Origin of the sequence: Nitrospirillum iridis (genome assembly GCF_014205765.1) — a bacterium.
In the GTDB taxonomy this organism is placed as follows: Bacteria; Pseudomonadota; Alphaproteobacteria; order Azospirillales; family Azospirillaceae; genus Nitrospirillum; species Nitrospirillum iridis.
In genome coordinates, this window is sequence record NZ_JACIIZ010000004.1 from 359,491 (window position 1) to 374,791 (window position 15,301).

Here is a 15,301-nt window from a genome sequence, read left to right on the forward strand (position 1 = left end):
GGGCGGCCCGCGCGACGGGCCGCCCCTTTCCTTTCGCGTCGGATGCCCCATGACCGAGGTCAACTTCTACCACCTGCAGCGCAGCAGCCTGGAACAGACCCTGCCCGACCTGCTGGAACGGTCGCTGGCGCGCGGTTGGCGGGCGGTGGTGCTGTCGACGGTCGAGGACCGGTCGGAGCAGCTGGCCCAGCACCTGTGGACCTGGCGCACGGACAGCTTCCTGCCCCACGGCACCGCCAAGGACGGCCATGCGGCGGACCAGCCCATCTGGCTGACGGCCACCGACGAGCGGCCCAATGAGGCCCAGGTGTTGTTCCTGATCGATGGCGCCACCAGCGCGCGCATGACCGAATACACCCGCGTCTGCGACATCTTCGACGGCATCGACCCCGACGCCGTGGCCGCCGCCCGCCAACGCTGGAAGGCCGCCAAGGACGCCGGGCTGGACCTGACCTACTGGCAACAGACCGACAAGGGCTGGGAAAAGAAGGCGTAAAGGCGGGGAGTCGCGGCAGTAACGTTATCCCCCGCAACCACTCCGTCGGGATTCCTATCGGTTAATTTTTGTAACGCTGCCGGCGTTTCAGGTTCCCAACGCGTTGAACGCCCCTAAGAGTGGCCGGCGCGAATTGAAGCGGAGCTGGACATGGGCATGGCGCGTCGTACGATCACGGGGCTGGCGATCGTGGGGCTGGTGTGTGGCGCGTCGCTCGCGGTGTGCCGACCGGCGCGGGCCGGCTTGCCCGCGATCATGGTGGCGACGGATGCTGACAACCATGCGCGGTTCGTCACCACGGCTGGCCAGTCCTTCATTCCCCAAGGCGTCAACTGGGTGGTCGTTTCACCCGGGACCCCTGCCACCCAAAAGAACATCAGCTTCAACCCAGACTATTACCTGTCCCACCGCTCAGTCATTCATGAGAGCCTGACGGAGATCGCCCGCAGCGGATTCAATTTCGTCCGCATACGGCTGGATGCGGACGGCATCTCCGGACCGGCGGGGACGGTCGAACTGAACCGCGCCTATATGGCCAACGTCATAGACTTCATTCGCGCGGCGGCGGACAGCGGCCTTTACGTCGAGCCGACGGGGCAATGGCTGCCGGCGAACTACTATATGTTGGTATCGCGGGACGGCTTCCCCGACCCGGATCGAGCGAACACCTCGGGGGTCAACGCGTTGCTGCTGAGCCAGGGTCTCATCCACGCCTATGGCCGCTATATGGCCGATGTCCTGGACGCCATACGCGCGGCCGACCCTGGATTGCTGTCCGCCGTCTTCTGTGTGGATCTGTGGAATGAACTGGCGTTCGAGTCCACGGATCTGCCTTTTTCCCGCGAGGCGGGCCGGTACACCGCGGAGGATGGCAGCCTTGTCGAGCTATCGGACGCCGCCAGCCGCCAACGCCTGGCGGATACGGCCGCCCGGCGTTGGATCGACGGCGTGGTCACGCTGGCCAAGCAGGCGGCCCCAGGCGTGCTGTTCACAGTCAGCGTCTTTGCGCCCAGCGATGTCTTTCGCTCTGGCTATCTCGGCGTTTTCCAGCGCGATGCGCAATGGGGTGATCCACGCCAGCCCTTACGCCTGTCCGCCGTCCAGGACTCAAAGGCCGACTTCCTGGAAATACATCTCTATCCCCACGCGGCGGGCGCCACGCTGGATGACCAGCTGGCCTCGCTGGAATACCTCCCGGCCCGCGACAGCAAGCCGGTGTTGCTGGCGGAAACCGGCGCGTTCAAGAGCGAGATCAAGGAAATCGGACAGGTCGACGGCACGCTACGGGGAATCTTGCGCCAGTCCTGCGCGCTGCGCTTCGCCGGCTGGGCCTTTTGGACTTGGGATACCGATGGGCAGACAGACCTGTGGAACCTGAGGGAAAGCGACGGATATCTGCAAAAGCGGTTGTCGCCCAGAGGCTTCGACTGGTGCGGCGCGTAGCCTGGGCCATCTCCATCACCGCCACTGTGCATATGCAGCATGGATGAGCCCCGCCCCCCTGGAAAGGTGTCGGGGCTTTCTTATCTAAGGCCGATGAACAGCCTATCCATCGCGCGCATCCTGCTGGTCGAGGACGATCCGGCGATGCGCACCCTGATCTTGCGTGTGCTCAAGGAAAACGGGTTCGAGGCCACGGGTGTCCGCGATGGCCGGGAGATGGCCGACGCCCTGGGCCAGGGCAGCTACGATCTTGTGCTGCTGGACGTGATGCTGCCCGGCCAGAGCGGGTTGGACATCTGCCGCGAACTGCGGCGCGTGAGCCAGGTACCCATCATCATGGTCAGCGCCCATGGCGAGGAGATCGACATGGTGCTGGGGCTGGAGATGGGGGCCGACGACTATGTGCCCAAGCCCTTCCGCGCCAAGGAACTGCTGGCCCGCATCCGCGCCCTGCTGCGCCGGTCCGCCAACACCGGCACCGCCGCCGGATCGATCGGCGGCGCCCCGCAGGATGTGATGGTCTTCGCCGGCTGGCGCCTTGACCGCCGCCGCCGCGAGCTCACCGATCCCGATGGTGTCGCGGTGGAGTTGTCGGGGGCGGAACATGACCTGCTGGTCAGCTTCCTGGAAAACCGCCAGCGGGTCATCGGCCGTGACCGCCTGCTGGAACTGTCGCGCGCGCGCCTGGGCGAGGTGAACGATCGCAGCATCGACGTGCTGGTCAGCCGCCTGCGCCGCAAGCTGGGGGACGAGAACCGGCTGATCCGCACCGTGCGGGGCGTGGGCTATATTTTCACGGCCGATGTCACGATCCTATGACCGGAGGCCCCGCTATCCACAGATGGCCCCACCGCTGGGCCCATCTGTGGCCCCGCAGCCTGATCGGCCGTCTGGGTGTGGTGTTGTTCGGCGCCGTGCTGCTGGCGGTCATCGGCAACGCCATCGTCCTGGTCCAGGCCGAACAGGACTATGGCGACGAAACCCAGACCTGGCACATCGCGGAGCAGGTGGAAACGGCGGGCCACGTCCTGTCGGCCATCGAGCCTGAGCGCCGCGAGGCGGTTGCCGACTCCCTGTCCTCCCCCTTCCTCACCTTCACCTGGGTCCCCGCGCCGACACAGCGGGCCGACCAGGGCGACAACCCCGCCAGTTGGCTGCTGCGCCATGAGATGATCGAGCATAGGCCGGCGCTGGCGGGGCTGGATTTGCGCCTGCGCACCGGCGCCCAAACGCCATCCAAGGCGTTCGACGGCGACCTGCTTCTGGCGGATGGCAGCGCCCTGCGCTTCGGCGCGACCGATCTGCCCGCCTACGTTCCTGTCCTCTACGCCCAGTTGGGCTCCATCGCGCTGCTGTCCATCGGCGTGTTGCTGATGGCCCTGTTCCTGGTGCAGACGCTGGCCGCCCCGCTGAAGATGCTGGTGAAGGCGGCGGACGCGGTGGGCCACGGCCCGCCGGTCTTTGTGCCCACGCGCGGGCCCCAGGAAATTCGGCGGGTGGCCCAGGCTTTCAACGCCATGCAGCGCCGCATCGACCGGCTGATCGCCAGCCGGACGGAGGCGCTGGCCGCGGTGTCCCATGATCTGCGCACCCCCATCGGTCGTCTGCGCCTGCGGGCGGGCTTCCTGTCCAGCGCCGAGGACCGGGCCGCCTTCGACGGCGATCTGGATGAGATGGAGGCCATGGTGAATGACCTGCTGGACTATCTGGGTGGGGAGGAGGACCCGGAGAAGCCGCGACGCACCGACCTGCCGGCGCTCTTGTCCACCCTGGTCGACAACGCCACCGACGCCGGCCACGTGGCGCGCTACGACGGGCCTGAGCGCCTGACGCTGAACGTGCGGCCACTGGGCATGCGCCGGGCGTTCTCCAACATCATCAACAACGCCATCGCCTATGGCGGCACTGCCCGGGTGGAGGTGCGCGACACCGGCGCCAGCGCCCTCGTCCGCGTCAGCGACGACGGCCCCGGCATCCCGGAAGCGCATTTTGATGCGGTGTTCGAGCCCTTCCACCGGCTGGAGGAATCCCGCAACCGCGGCACGGGCGGCACGGGCTTGGGCCTGACCATCGCCCGCCAGGCGGTAGCGCGGGAGGGTGGGACCATCACGCTTCAAAATCGGCCAGGGGGCGGGCTGACAGTAGTCATTTCGATTCCGAAATAGTATCAACCGGCGCAAAAGGTCGGCAGACACACTTTGTCATAAACGAAACGTACCTGGGAAAAACTCGGGCGCTACGTCTTGAGGGCCCCCAACGGGGACGGTGGTTCGCGGTGATCCCGCCCAGCGCCGTCCGACCGGGGATCATCGACTAACGCGAGGGTCTTCCCATCATGGACAGCATCATCGACGGCGTGTCGCATTTCCGATCTGTTGTCTTCCCCGAGCAGCGCTCCCTCTATCAGCGCCTAGCCCATCACGGCCAGCAGCCTAAGGCGCTGGTGATCTCCTGCGCCGACAGTCGCGTCGTCCCGGAGATCATCACCCAGAGCGGGCCGGGGGAAATGTTCGTCTGCCGCAACGCCGGCAACATCGTGCCCCCCTTCACCCAAGCCAACGGCGGCGTGTCGTCGGCCATCGAATACGCCGTGGTCGGCCTGGGCGTGGTCGACATCGTCGTCTGCGGCCATTCCGACTGCGGCGCCATGAAGGCCCTGCTGAGGCCGGAGGCGCTGAAGGACATGCCCAACGTGGCCGCCTGGCTGCGCCACGCCGAAAGCGCCCGTCACGTCCTGCGTGAGGCCTACAGCGTGCTGTCGGACGCGGAGGCCGCCCGGGTGCTGGCCATGGAGAATGTGGTGGCGCAGCTGAACCATCTGCGCAGCCACCCCTCCGTCGCCGCCAAGTTGGCATCGGGCCAGTTGAACCTGCACGGTTGGTTCTTCGACCTTGAAGTGGGCCACATCCTGGCCCTGGACGGGGAGACGGGCAAATTCCTGCCCGTGGGCGACCGCAACACGACGCTGCAGGTGGCCGTGCGCGGCCTGCGCCGGGCCGTGGCGGACCCCTGCTGCGGGCACCACGCCGCCGCCGTCACCGCCGCCGAATAAGGATAGCGATCCATGCAGCGGTTCTTACCCGCCACGCTGGCGCGCGATCTGCCCGCGTCCATCGTGGTCTTCCTGGTGGCGATGCCCTTGTGCATGGGCATCGCCATCGCCTCGGGCGCCCCGCCGGAAAAAGGGCTGATCACCGGCATCATCGGCGGCATTGTCGTGGGTCTGCTGGCGGGGTCGCCCTTGCAGGTCAGCGGCCCCGCCGCCGGCCTTGCCGTCATCGTCTTCGAACTGATCCGCGATGCCGGCATCGGTGCGCTGGGGCCGGTGCTGATCCTGGCCGGCCTGATCCAAATGGCGGCCGGCATGCTCAAGCTGGGGCAGTGGTTCCGCGCCATCTCCCCCGCCGTGGTGCACGGCATGCTGGCCGGCATTGGTGTGCTCATCGTGGCGGGCCAGCTTCACGTCATGCTGGACGCCAAGCCCCAGGCCGGCGGCTTGGCCAACATCCTGACGGCGCCCGCCGCCTATCTCGGTCTTTTCCCCTTCAACGGCGACGCGGCGGAGGCGGCGCTGGGCATCGGCCTCCTGACCATCGCCACCATGCTGGTATGGGAATGGGTGCGGCCCCAGCGCCTGCGCCTGGTGCCGGGCGCCCTGGTGGGCGTGGCGGTCGCCACCTTGGCCGCCACCCTGCTGAGCCTGCCCGTCGCCAAGGTGGCGGTGCCGGAAAGCCTGTGGGGCGCCATCCAGCCGCCTGACTTCGCCACCGGCTTCGGCCTGCTTGAGCCCAAGCTGATCATCATGGCGGTGGCCATCGCCTTCATCGCCAGCGCCGAAACCCTGCTGTCGGCGGCGGCCGTGGACCGCATGCACGACGGCGTGCGCACCAACTACAACAAGGAACTGACCGCCCAAGGCGTGGGCAACCTGCTCTGCGGCCTGGCTGGCGCCCTGCCCATGACCGGCGTCATCGTCCGCAGTTCCGCCAATGTCCAGGCCGGCGGCGCCACCCGGCTGTCCACCATCCTGCATGGTCTGTGGATCCTGGGCGCCGTGGCCTTGCTACCGTGGCTGTTGCGGGCCATCCCCATGTCGGCCCTGGCCGGCGTGCTGGTGGTCACCGGCTATCGCCTGGTCAGCGTGACCCATGCCCGGCACCTGTTCGACCGGTACGGCGCCCTGCCGGCCGCCATCTGGGCCGCGACGCTGATCACCGTGGTCGCCACCGACCTGTTGACCGGCGTGTTGGTCGGCCTGGGCCTGAGCCTGATCGAACTGCTGCCCCAGGTGCGCCGCTTGCGCCTGCTGGTCATCACCCGGGAGAAGGCCCCGGGCGAGTGGGAGGTGGTGCTGTCCGGCTCCGCCAGCCTGGTGCAGTTGCCCCGCCTTGCCCATGCGCTCGAAAGCCTGCCGCCAGCCCGTCACGTGACCTTGCGCCTGCGCTCGCTCTGGTTCGTCGACCACACCTGCGCCGAGCTGATCGGCGGCTGGCTGGACCGTCGACGGGCCCAGGGCGAGCGGGTGGTGATCGACGACGGTGACGTCGTCCGCCACCAGGAACTGGCCGCCAAACTGCAGTTCAGTCCCGGCTGATCGCCCCACATCCCATCATTATCGTCGCAAGGAGGAAAAACATGCGCACATCCCTGTCCAAGGCCCTGGCCGCCCTTCCCCTGTTGGTCGCCCTGACCGTGCCGGTGGCGGCGGCCCACGCCGCCGGCACGGCCCAGATCCCCGCCATCACCGTGACGGCCGCCCAGACCGACGCCGCCCGCCGCGTCTGCCGCGACACCCTGGGCCTCGCGCCCGCCAATGTCGACTATGCCGCCTGCGTCGAAAGCCTGAAGACCCAGGCCGCCGCCGCCCAGCAGCCAGTGCCGGAGGCCCGCGCCTGTGCCGAGATGGGCCACACCCCGGGGGGCAGCGATCATCGCCATTGCGTCGCCCAGCTGGCCTCCGCCGTCAGCCATGCCCAGACACCACTGAACTAAAGCGGCCTCCGCTTCTTCCCTTCAGAGACTTCAGATCCGGCGGCGGTCTGACTGCCCGGGTGCGGCTCCCATCCACCCGGTCCCTACCCTCCCGTCCGCTGGTGCCCATCCCTCGTCCCCCGGGGGATGGGCTTTTTTCATCCCGAACGGTTCGCTTCATGATATGAAGGCGCATAAGATGGATATGATTTACATTTTTTACCACGCAATCGCCGCTTGGCCGCCCCATGCATCCCTATCTGCGTTCCTTCCGCCCGACCCAGCCCGGACTGGTGCCGCTTGAACGGGCGCGCGTTTTCGCGGGCGCCCTGCTGGGTCTTCTGCTGACCACGTTGATCAGCCGCTGGTGGCTGGGCGGCACTGCCGGCCTGCCCTATCTGGTGGCGCCCATCGGCGCATCCAGCGTGCTGGTGTTCGCCGCCCCCGCCACACCGCTGGCGCAGCCTTGGGCCGTGCTGGGCGGGAATGTCGTTTCCGGCCTTGCCGGGGTGCTGTGCGCCAGGCTGATCCCCGATCTGGCGCTGGCTGGCGCCGCCGCCGTGGCCCTCGCCATCGTCGCCATGTCGCTGTTGCGCTGCCTGCACCCGCCAGGCGGGGCCGTGGCGTTGACGGCGGTGCTGGGCGGACCGGCCATCCAGGCGGCGGGCTTCGGCTTCGTCCTGGCACCCGTGGCGGTGAACACCGCCCTGCTGGTCGCCATGGGGCTGGTTTTCAACAACTTGACCCGGCATCGCTATCCCCATACCGCCCCCGCCCAGCCCCAACCGGCGGCGCGCAACAGCGCCGGCTACACCATCGAGGATCTGAACCAGGTGCTGGCCCACTACGGGGACCAGCTGGACGTGGACCGCGACGATCTGGACGCCGTTTTCCGCCAGGTCGAGGCACGGGCCTATCAGCGCCGCCATGGCGACATCCGCTGTGGCGCCATCCAACGTAAGGTGCCGGCGGCGGTGGGGCCGGAGGATACGGTGGCCACCGTGCGCGGCCTGATGGCCGACTATCACCTGCGCACGGTGCCGGTGACGGATGAGAAGGGACGCCTGCTGGGCGTCATCCCCAGCCAACCCGCGAGCATCCAGGGCCGGCATGGCATCCGGCGCCTGGTCCAGCCGGCGGTGACGGCCCTGGTCGGCACGCCGGTGGTCAACATCCTGCCCGCCATGACCAGCGGCGCGCACGAGGCCATGGTGGTGGACGAGGCGGGTCGCCTGGTCGGCATGATCACCACCGCCGACCTGTTGTCGGCGCTCTATGGGAATGAGCCGGTGGCGCTGGCGGGGTGACAGCCCCCGCTGCGGCCCGAACCCTTAGCGCTGCGCCTTCTCCCGCAGGTCGCGCCAATTGGCAACGTTGCGGTTATGGGCATCGAGCGTCGCGGCGAAGGCGTGGCCGCCGCTGCCGTCGGCGACGAAGTAAAGGTCGTCGCTGGCCATGGGGTTGGCCACGGCGCGCAGGGCCTCACGGCCCGGGTTGGCGATGGGGCCGGCGGGCAGGCCCGTCACCTTATACGTGTTGTAGGGCGAATCGACCGCCAGATCCGCATGGGTCAGCGGCCGGCCGAGGGGGCCGGCGCCATCGGTCAGGATGTAGATGACCGTCGGGTCGGACTGCAGGCGCATGCCCAGGCGCAGGCGGTTGTAGAACACGGCGGCGATGTGTGGCCGTTCCGCCGGAACGCCTGTCTCCTTCTCCACCAGGGAGGCCAAGGTGACCATGTCTTCCGGCGACTTCAGGGCCACGCCCTCGGCACGGCCGGCCCAGATCCTGGCCACCGTCCGGCGCATCTCCGCCCGCATGCGTTCCACCATCAGCGCCCGGTCGTCGCCCAGGGCGAAGTTATAGGTCGCGGGCAGCAGGCTGCCATCGGCGGGCCGTTCGGGGCCTTGCGTGGGCAGTGGCGCGCCGGAAAGTGCGGGGTCGGCATTGATCAGGGCCATGATCTGGGCCGAGGTCAACCCCTCGGGCACCGTCAGGCGGTGGACCACCGTCTTGCCGCTGCGCAGCAAGGCAACCGTGTCCTTCAGGGAGATATGGGCGGGAAAGGCGTATTCGCCGGCCTTGATGACCTGTTCGGACTCGGTCAGGCGCACGGCGGCGACGAAATCCAGGGCGCCGCGGATCACCCCGGCGTCGGCCAGGGTCTGGGCCACGCGTTGCAGGCCGCCATCCCTGCCCACCACCAGGGTGGTGTCCTGCGCCAGTGGCCCGGCATCGACGTAGCGGTGATACCCCACCCAGGCCAGGGCGGCGGAGACCAGAATCACCAAGGCCGCCGCCCACAGAAGGCGGCGGCCCAGGGATGGACGTGTCGGGGGAACCGGGGCCGGAACCTTCGGGGTCACGAGCCGGCGTATTCCTTGAAGATCAGGGACGCGTTGGTGCCGCCGAACCCGAAGGAGTTCGACAGCGCGGCGCGAACACGGCGCTTCTTGGACTTGTTGGGCACGAGGTCAACACCGGCGCATTCGTCCGACGGCGTGTCCAGGTTCAGGGTGGGCGGCACTTCCTGGTCCCGGATGGCGAGGACGGAGAAGATGGCCTCGATGGCGCCCGCCGCCCCCAACAGGTGGCCGGTGGCCGACTTGGTGGACGACATGGAGGCCGTCTGCAAGGCGTCGCCGAACAGGCGCTTCACAGCCCCCAGCTCGATCAGGTCGCCCAGCGGCGTGGAGGTGCCATGGGCGTTGACGTAGTCGATGTCCGCCGGGGTCATGCCGGCGCGCTTCAGGGCCATGGCCATGGAGCGGTAGCCGCCGTTGCCGTCATCGGCCGGAGCGGTGATGTGGTGGGCGTCGCCAGACAGGCCGTAGCCCACGACCTCGGCATAAATCTTGGCGCCACGGGCCTTGGCGTGCTCCAGCTCTTCCAGCACGACCACGCCGGCGCCTTCGCCCATGACGAAGCCGTCGCGGCCCTGGTCATAGGGCCGTGAGGCCTTTTCCGGGGTTTCGTTGTAGCCGGTGGACAGCGCGCGGGCGGCGGCGAAGCCGGCCATGCCCAGGCGGTTGATCGCGGCCTCGGCACCGCCGGCGATCATCACGTCGGCATCTTCCCACATGATCAGCCGGGCGGCGTCGCCGATGGCGTGCGCGCCGGTGGAACAGGCGGTGACGGCCGAGTGGTTCGGGCCCTTGAAGCCGTGGATGATCGACACATGGCCGGAGACCAGGTTGATCAGGGCCGACGGGATGAAGAACGGGGAAATACGGCGCGGGCCCTTTTCGGCCAGCAGCAGCGACGTCTCGTAGATGGCGGACAGGCCACCGATGCCGGAACCGATCATGACGCCCGTGCGCTCACGATCCTCTTCCGTCTGCGGCACCCAACCGCTGTCCTTCACCGCCTGGGCCGCCGCGGCGACGCCGTAGACGATGAAGTCGTCCATCTTTTTCTGGTCCTTGGGCGGCACGAACTCATCAGCATTGAAGGTGCCGTTGGTGCCGTCGCCCCGGGGAACCATGCCGCCGATCTTGGCGGGCAGATCCGACACATCGAAAGTGTCGATGGCGCGGATGCCCGACTGGGCATCGAGCAGCCGTTTCCACGTGTGCTCAACGCCCGTTCCCAGAGGAGTGACCAACCCGAGACCGGTGATGACGACGCGACGCATGGGGCAGACCTGTACTTAGTTCCAGAAAAAGAAAGGTCCTGAATCGGGAATGAACTGGAGGTTCCACCCTCCTCAGGCCCTGATAACCAACAAGATCTTTTCCGGTTCCGGGCGCGACACCGGCCAAGGTGGCGGTGCCGCGCCCGAAGTCCCGGGAAAGCGGGGATCAGCCCTGCTTGCTGGAAATGAAGTCGATGGCGTCCTTCACGGTCAGGATCTTCTCCGCCGCGTCGTCCGGGATCTCGATCCCGAACTCTTCCTCGAAGGCCATGACGAGTTCGACGGTGTCGAGGCTGTCGGCACCCAGATCGTCGATGAAGCTGGCGGTGTCAGTGACCTTGCCCTCTTCCACACCCAGGTGCTCGACGACGATCTTCTTAACCCGTTCGGCGATGTCGCTCATTTCCTATACCTTCCCGAATTTCCACAGTTGGGGTTGTTTACTGACTTGTCTGATCGGCGTGGCACGTCCGGCAGGACGAATTCGAGCGCCCATCCTTTGGAAAAGTGCCGTCAGATACCACAGGTGGGCTATCTTGCCTAGCGCCCGCAGGACATTGGATGTCCATAGGTGCCGGGCGCCCGTCGATACGTTGGGGGCCGCCCCCGAAAGGGCAACCCCCAAGACCCTTTTGATGCCGATCAGATCATGGCCATGCCGCCGTTGACGTGCAGCGTCTGGCCGGTGACGTAGCCGGCCTCGGTAGAGGCCAGATAGAGCACGGCGGACGCGATTTCGTCCGGCGTGCCCAGGCGACCGGCCGGCACGCCGGCGGTCAGCTTTTCCTTTTGCGCGTCGGCCAGCACGTCGGTCATCGCCGTCGCGATGAAACCGGGGGCCACGCAGTTGGCGGTGATGTTGCGCGACGCGACCTCGGCAGCCAAGGCCTTGGTCATGCCGATCATGCCGGCCTTGCTGGCGGCGTAATTGACCTGGCCCGGGTTGCCGGTGACGCCGACGATGGAGGTGATGCCGATGATGCGGCCCCAGCGGCGCTTCATCATGCCCTTCACCAGGGCGCGCGACAGGCGGAAAGCCGCCGTCAGGTTGACGTCGATGACCGACGCCCAATCCTCATCCTTCATGCGCAGGATCAGGCCATCGCGGGTCAGCCCGGCGTTGTTCACCAGGATGTCCACCTGGCCCAGCTTGGCCTCCGCGTCCTTGGCCAGGGCCTCGACGGCCGCCGGGTCGGACAGGTTGGCGGGCACGACCACGGCGCGGTCGCCCAGCTCGGCGGCCAGGGCCTCCAGGGCCTCGACCTTGGTGCCGGATAGGGCCACGGTGGCGCCGGCCTGGTGCAGGGTGCGGGCGATGGCGGCGCCGATGCCGCCGGAGGCGCCGGTGACGAGCGCGGTCTTGCCGGTCAAATCGAACATGGGGTGTCCCCTATCGTTCCGAAAAAGGTGTCCGTTCAGGCCTTCAGGAAGGCGTCGATGTCGGCGGGCAGGCCCAGTGACACGGCCGTCAATTCCTTGTCGATGCGCTTGGCCATGCCGGCCAGCACCTTGCCGGCGCCCAGCTCCACCAACTGGTCCACGCCCTGTTCCTTCATGAACAGCACGCTCTCCCGCCAGCGGACGGAACCGGTGACCTGCTCCACCAGCAGGCGGCGGATCTCGGCGGGGTCGGTGACGGTGCTGGCGATGACGTTGGCGACCAGCGGCACGCGCGGCGTCTGGATCGTGGTTCCGGCCAACGCCTCGGCCATGGCGTCGGCGGCCGGCTGCATCAGCGGGCAATGGAAGGGGGCGGACACCGGCAGCAGCACGGCGCGCTTGAAGCCACGCTCCGCCGCGATGGCGATGGCGCGTTCCACCGCCGTCTTGTGGCCGCTGATGACCACCTGGCCCGGCGCGTTGTCGTTGGCGGCGGTGCAGACCTCCCCCTGGGCGGCGTCGGCGGCGATACCCCGGGCGGCCTCGAAATCCGCGCCGATGATGGCGGCCATGGCACCCACGCCCACCGGCACGGCGCGCTGCATGCTCTGCCCACGCAGCTTCAGCAGCCGGGCGGTGTCGGCCAGCGTCAAGGCACCGGCGGCGCACAGCGCGGAGTATTCACCCAGCGAATGCCCGGCGACGAAGCGGGCGGCCTTGGCCAGATCCAGCCCGCCGTCCTTTTCCAGCACGCGGGCCACGGCCACGGACACCGCCATCAGGGCCGGCTGGGCGTTTTCCGTCAGGGTCAGCTCATCCAGCGGTCCCTCGAACATCAGGGCCGACAGCTTCTGCTTCAGCGCCTCGTCCACCTCGCCGAAGACATCGCGGGCGGTGGCGAAGGCGTCGGCCAAATCCCGGCCCATACCCACAGCCTGGCTGCCCTGGCCGGGAAACACGAAAGCGCGAATCATGTGCAGATACCCTGGAAGCTCAATTCAGGCGCGATGCCCCATCCCCAACCCCCGGTTCCCCAACCGGGGGCCGGTCATGACGATTACCGTCACGGGCCTGAAGTCGGCATCGCAAGTCGCGCCATGCATACCGCCTGCAATCAATCTGTCAATCGTCATTGCGCGGCATGGTGCAGGGGTGACGTGGGCTGCGCCTGGCTTTCAGGGCCGCCAAGCAGACTTTCCGAACTCCGCCCCCCCCATGGGCGGGCTCGGAAATCTGCTGAACCATAGAGTCGGCAGGTTACTCCAGGCCGGGCCAGGTGTGGCCCGATCTGGAGTAACCTGCTTAGGCCGCCGTCCAGGGGATGAAAGGCCGGCCATGGCCCTGCGGCGTCTCCGCGTCGAGGAAGCCGTCCAGCGCCGACGGCGCCACATCCGCCTCCGCCGCGATCCGACGCGCCAGATCCACCGCGGCGGCGCGCATGCGCCCCGGCGGGCGGTCCAGCCAATAGCTGGTGGGGTTCAGCACGGTGCGCGGATCCACCGGCACCACCCCGCCGTTCCGCAGCGTGGATTGGACCAGGGGCGGCCGGGCCAGCGCCACGCCCAGGCCGCAGACGCAGGCGTCCAGCACCAGGTTGTAGTCTTCGAAGCGCCGATCCTGCGGCCGGGGGCGATAGTCCAGGCCATGGGCGGCGAACCAGGTGCGCCACCCCGACGCGTCGGAGTCGTGGATCAGCGGGAAGGCCAGCAGGCGTTCCGGTTCCCCCTCTCCGATCTGCGCCGCCAGCGTGGGCGCGGCCAGGGGATAGCACCATTCCTCGAACAGCTTCAGCGATACCCGGCCCGGCAGGGCGCCCCAGCCGCAGCGGATGGCCAAGTCCATGCCCTCGTCCGCCAAATCCAACGCGCGATGGTCGACCGACAGCAAGATTCGGAGTGCCCCGCCCGGATCGCCCCCCCTACCTTCCAACCCAGCGAGCCGGGGCATGAGCCACAGGCCGCACACCGACGGCAGCGAGGTCAGCCGCACCACGGCCGTGCCCCGGGGTTCCGTCCAGCGGTTGGAGGTATCGGCGATGAGGGCGAAGGCTTCACTGGTGCGCTGGAACAGGCGCTGGCCATCCGGCGTCATGGTCACGCCGCGCGCCTGGCGGTGGAACAGCCGCAGGCCCAGCCACTGTTCCAGCTTGGCGATCTGGCGGCTGATGGCGCCGTGGGTGAGGTTCAGCGCCTCCGCCGCGGCGGAAAAGCTGCCAGTCCGCGCCGCCGCCTCGAAGGCGCGCAGCGTGTCCAGGGGCGGCAAGGGCTGTGAGCTGTGATCCATGCTCACAGTTGGCTGATGATTTGTTCGATTGTCAATCAGCTGCACCCGGCGCGTACTGCGTTTCGTGTTTTCCGTTCACTCCAGGATCGTCCGCGATGTCCGCCACGCCGCTCACCGTTCCCTGCCCCTCCCCCGCCGTCGCCAAGGGCGCGCCCCGTCTGGACGGCGCCACCGCGTTCGCCGTGGTGGTGACCGTCATCATCTGGGCTTCCGCCTTCGCCGCCATCCGCGCCGGCCTCAAGGCCTTTGGCCCGCTGGAACTGGGCGCGGCGCGGTTCACCATCGCGGCGGTGCCCGCGGGCCTCTACCTTGCCTTCATCCGCCCGGCCCTGCCCCGCCTCAACGAGCTATGGCGCTTCGCCGCCGGCGGCCTGCTGTTCGTGGCGCTGTACACCGCGCTGCTGAACATGGGGGAGCGGACGGTGCCGGCCGGGGCGGCGGCCTTCATCATCAACATCAATCCCATCATCACCGCCGTCCTGGCCTCCTTCCTGCTGGGGGAGCGATTCGGCCGCTGGGGATGGATCGGCACCGCCGTGTCGTTCAGCGGCATCGGCCTGATCGCGCTCAATGAGACAATGGGGAACGAGGCGATGGGCGCCGGCCTGCACCTGGGCTGGGGCGCCGTGCTGGTGTTGGGGGCCGCCCTCTGCAACTCCGTCACCACCGTGGTGCAAAAGCCCCTGTTCGCCCGGCACAAGGCCCTGACCGTGTCGGCCGGCAACATGGTCATCGGCGCGCTGGCCCTGTCCCCCTGGCTGCCCGGGGCCTACGCCCAGGCCCAGGCCGCCCCCCTGCCCGGCCTGATGGCCGCCCTGTACCTGGGTGTCATGCCCAGCCTGGTCGCCTACGCCACCTGGACCGTCGTGTTGTCCCGCCTGCCCGCCGCCCGCGCCAGCAACTTCCTCTACAGCGCCCCGCCGCTGGCCATGCTGCTGGGCTATCTCTGGCTGGGAGAGGTGCCGACCCTTCTGGGCGTCATCGGTGGCGTGATGGCGCTGGGCGGCGTCGCCGTCGTCAACCTGAAGCGCTGAGCCTATCCCTTCCAGGGTAGGGGGATTTTCTACCGGCGGAGCGGCCGGGACGGTAGACTG

15 protein-coding genes are annotated in these 15,301 nt (G+C 68.2%); 9 read left to right on the forward strand and 6 right to left on the reverse strand.

The genetic code is table 11. The features are described 5' to 3' along the window. Positions 1-49 precede the first annotated feature (49 nt). The 8 genes from FHS74_RS09080 (at position 50) to FHS74_RS09115 (ending at position 8,217) form a co-directional block, all read left to right on the forward strand. Positions 50-496 carry a DNA polymerase III subunit chi gene (locus FHS74_RS09080; protein ID WP_184799627.1) on the forward strand — a complete coding sequence of 149 codons (447 nt, stop codon included), beginning with the start codon at positions 50-52 and terminating at the stop codon, positions 494-496. Between the two features lie 156 nt (positions 497-652). Next, entirely contained in the window at positions 653-1,939 is a 1,287-nt protein-coding gene (locus FHS74_RS09085) for a hypothetical protein (RefSeq protein WP_184799629.1), read from the forward strand. A gap of 93 nt (positions 1,940-2,032) precedes the next feature. Next, positions 2,033-2,758 carry a response regulator transcription factor gene (locus FHS74_RS09090; RefSeq protein ID WP_184799631.1) on the forward strand — a complete coding sequence of 242 codons (726 nt, stop codon included), beginning with the start codon at positions 2,033-2,035 and terminating at the stop codon, positions 2,756-2,758. Then, positions 2,755-4,104: an ATP-binding protein gene (locus FHS74_RS09095; RefSeq protein ID WP_184799633.1), complete on the forward strand. Its 1,350-nt coding sequence runs from the start codon at positions 2,755-2,757 to the stop codon at positions 4,102-4,104. The genes FHS74_RS09090 and FHS74_RS09095 overlap by 4 nt, the downstream gene beginning before the upstream one ends. A gap of 170 nt (positions 4,105-4,274) precedes the next feature. Then, positions 4,275-4,991 carry a carbonic anhydrase gene (locus tag FHS74_RS09100; protein WP_184799635.1) on the forward strand — a complete coding sequence of 239 codons (717 nt, stop codon included), beginning with the start codon at positions 4,275-4,277 and terminating at the stop codon, positions 4,989-4,991. 12 nt (positions 4,992-5,003) lie between these two features. Continuing rightward, complete coding sequence (locus tag FHS74_RS09105) at positions 5,004-6,533, forward strand: SulP family inorganic anion transporter (RefSeq protein ID WP_184799636.1); 1,530 nt, start codon at positions 5,004-5,006, stop codon at positions 6,531-6,533. A gap of 41 nt (positions 6,534-6,574) precedes the next feature. Continuing rightward, positions 6,575-6,931, forward strand: a complete 357-nt coding sequence (locus tag FHS74_RS09110) for a hypothetical protein (RefSeq protein WP_184799638.1) — start codon at positions 6,575-6,577, stop codon at positions 6,929-6,931. 227 nt (positions 6,932-7,158) lie between these two features. Further along, positions 7,159-8,217, forward strand: a complete 1,059-nt coding sequence (locus FHS74_RS09115) for an HPP family protein (protein ID WP_184799640.1) — start codon at positions 7,159-7,161, stop codon at positions 8,215-8,217. Between the two features lie 24 nt (positions 8,218-8,241). On the opposite strand, the gene mltG is transcribed toward FHS74_RS09115, so the two are convergent. From mltG to FHS74_RS09145, 6 genes are all read right to left on the reverse strand, one after another. After that, positions 8,242-9,276: an endolytic transglycosylase MltG gene (gene mltG / locus FHS74_RS09120; RefSeq protein WP_184799642.1), complete on the reverse strand. Its 1,035-nt coding sequence runs from the start codon at positions 9,274-9,276 to the stop codon at positions 8,242-8,244. Then, the gene (fabF, locus tag FHS74_RS09125; RefSeq protein ID WP_184799644.1) at positions 9,273-10,544 is read right to left on the reverse strand and encodes a beta-ketoacyl-ACP synthase II; all 1,272 of its coding nucleotides are present in this window, start codon (positions 10,542-10,544) and stop codon (positions 9,273-9,275) included. Before fabF ends, mltG begins: the two co-directional genes overlap by 4 nt. A gap of 166 nt (positions 10,545-10,710) precedes the next feature. Beyond that, positions 10,711-10,947 carry an acyl carrier protein gene (locus tag FHS74_RS09130; protein WP_004272228.1) on the reverse strand — a complete coding sequence of 79 codons (237 nt, stop codon included), beginning with the start codon at positions 10,945-10,947 and terminating at the stop codon, positions 10,711-10,713. A gap of 239 nt (positions 10,948-11,186) precedes the next feature. Next, entirely contained in the window at positions 11,187-11,924 is a 738-nt protein-coding gene (gene fabG / locus FHS74_RS09135; protein ID WP_184799646.1) for a 3-oxoacyl-[acyl-carrier-protein] reductase, read from the reverse strand. Positions 11,925-11,959: 35 nt separating this feature from the next. Beyond that, positions 11,960-12,898 (reverse strand): ACP S-malonyltransferase, encoded by a 939-nt coding sequence (gene fabD, locus FHS74_RS09140; RefSeq protein WP_184799648.1) that lies wholly within the window; start codon positions 12,896-12,898, stop codon positions 11,960-11,962. 328 nt (positions 12,899-13,226) lie between these two features. Next, on the reverse strand, positions 13,227-14,207 hold the full coding sequence (locus tag FHS74_RS09145) for a LysR family transcriptional regulator (protein WP_184799650.1): 981 nt from the start codon (positions 14,205-14,207) through the stop codon (positions 13,227-13,229). A gap of 95 nt (positions 14,208-14,302) precedes the next feature. Between FHS74_RS09145 and FHS74_RS09150 the strand changes: the two genes are divergently transcribed. Continuing rightward, complete coding sequence (locus FHS74_RS09150; protein WP_184799652.1) at positions 14,303-15,241, forward strand: DMT family transporter; 939 nt, start codon at positions 14,303-14,305, stop codon at positions 15,239-15,241. Positions 15,242-15,301: the final 60 nt, after the last annotated feature.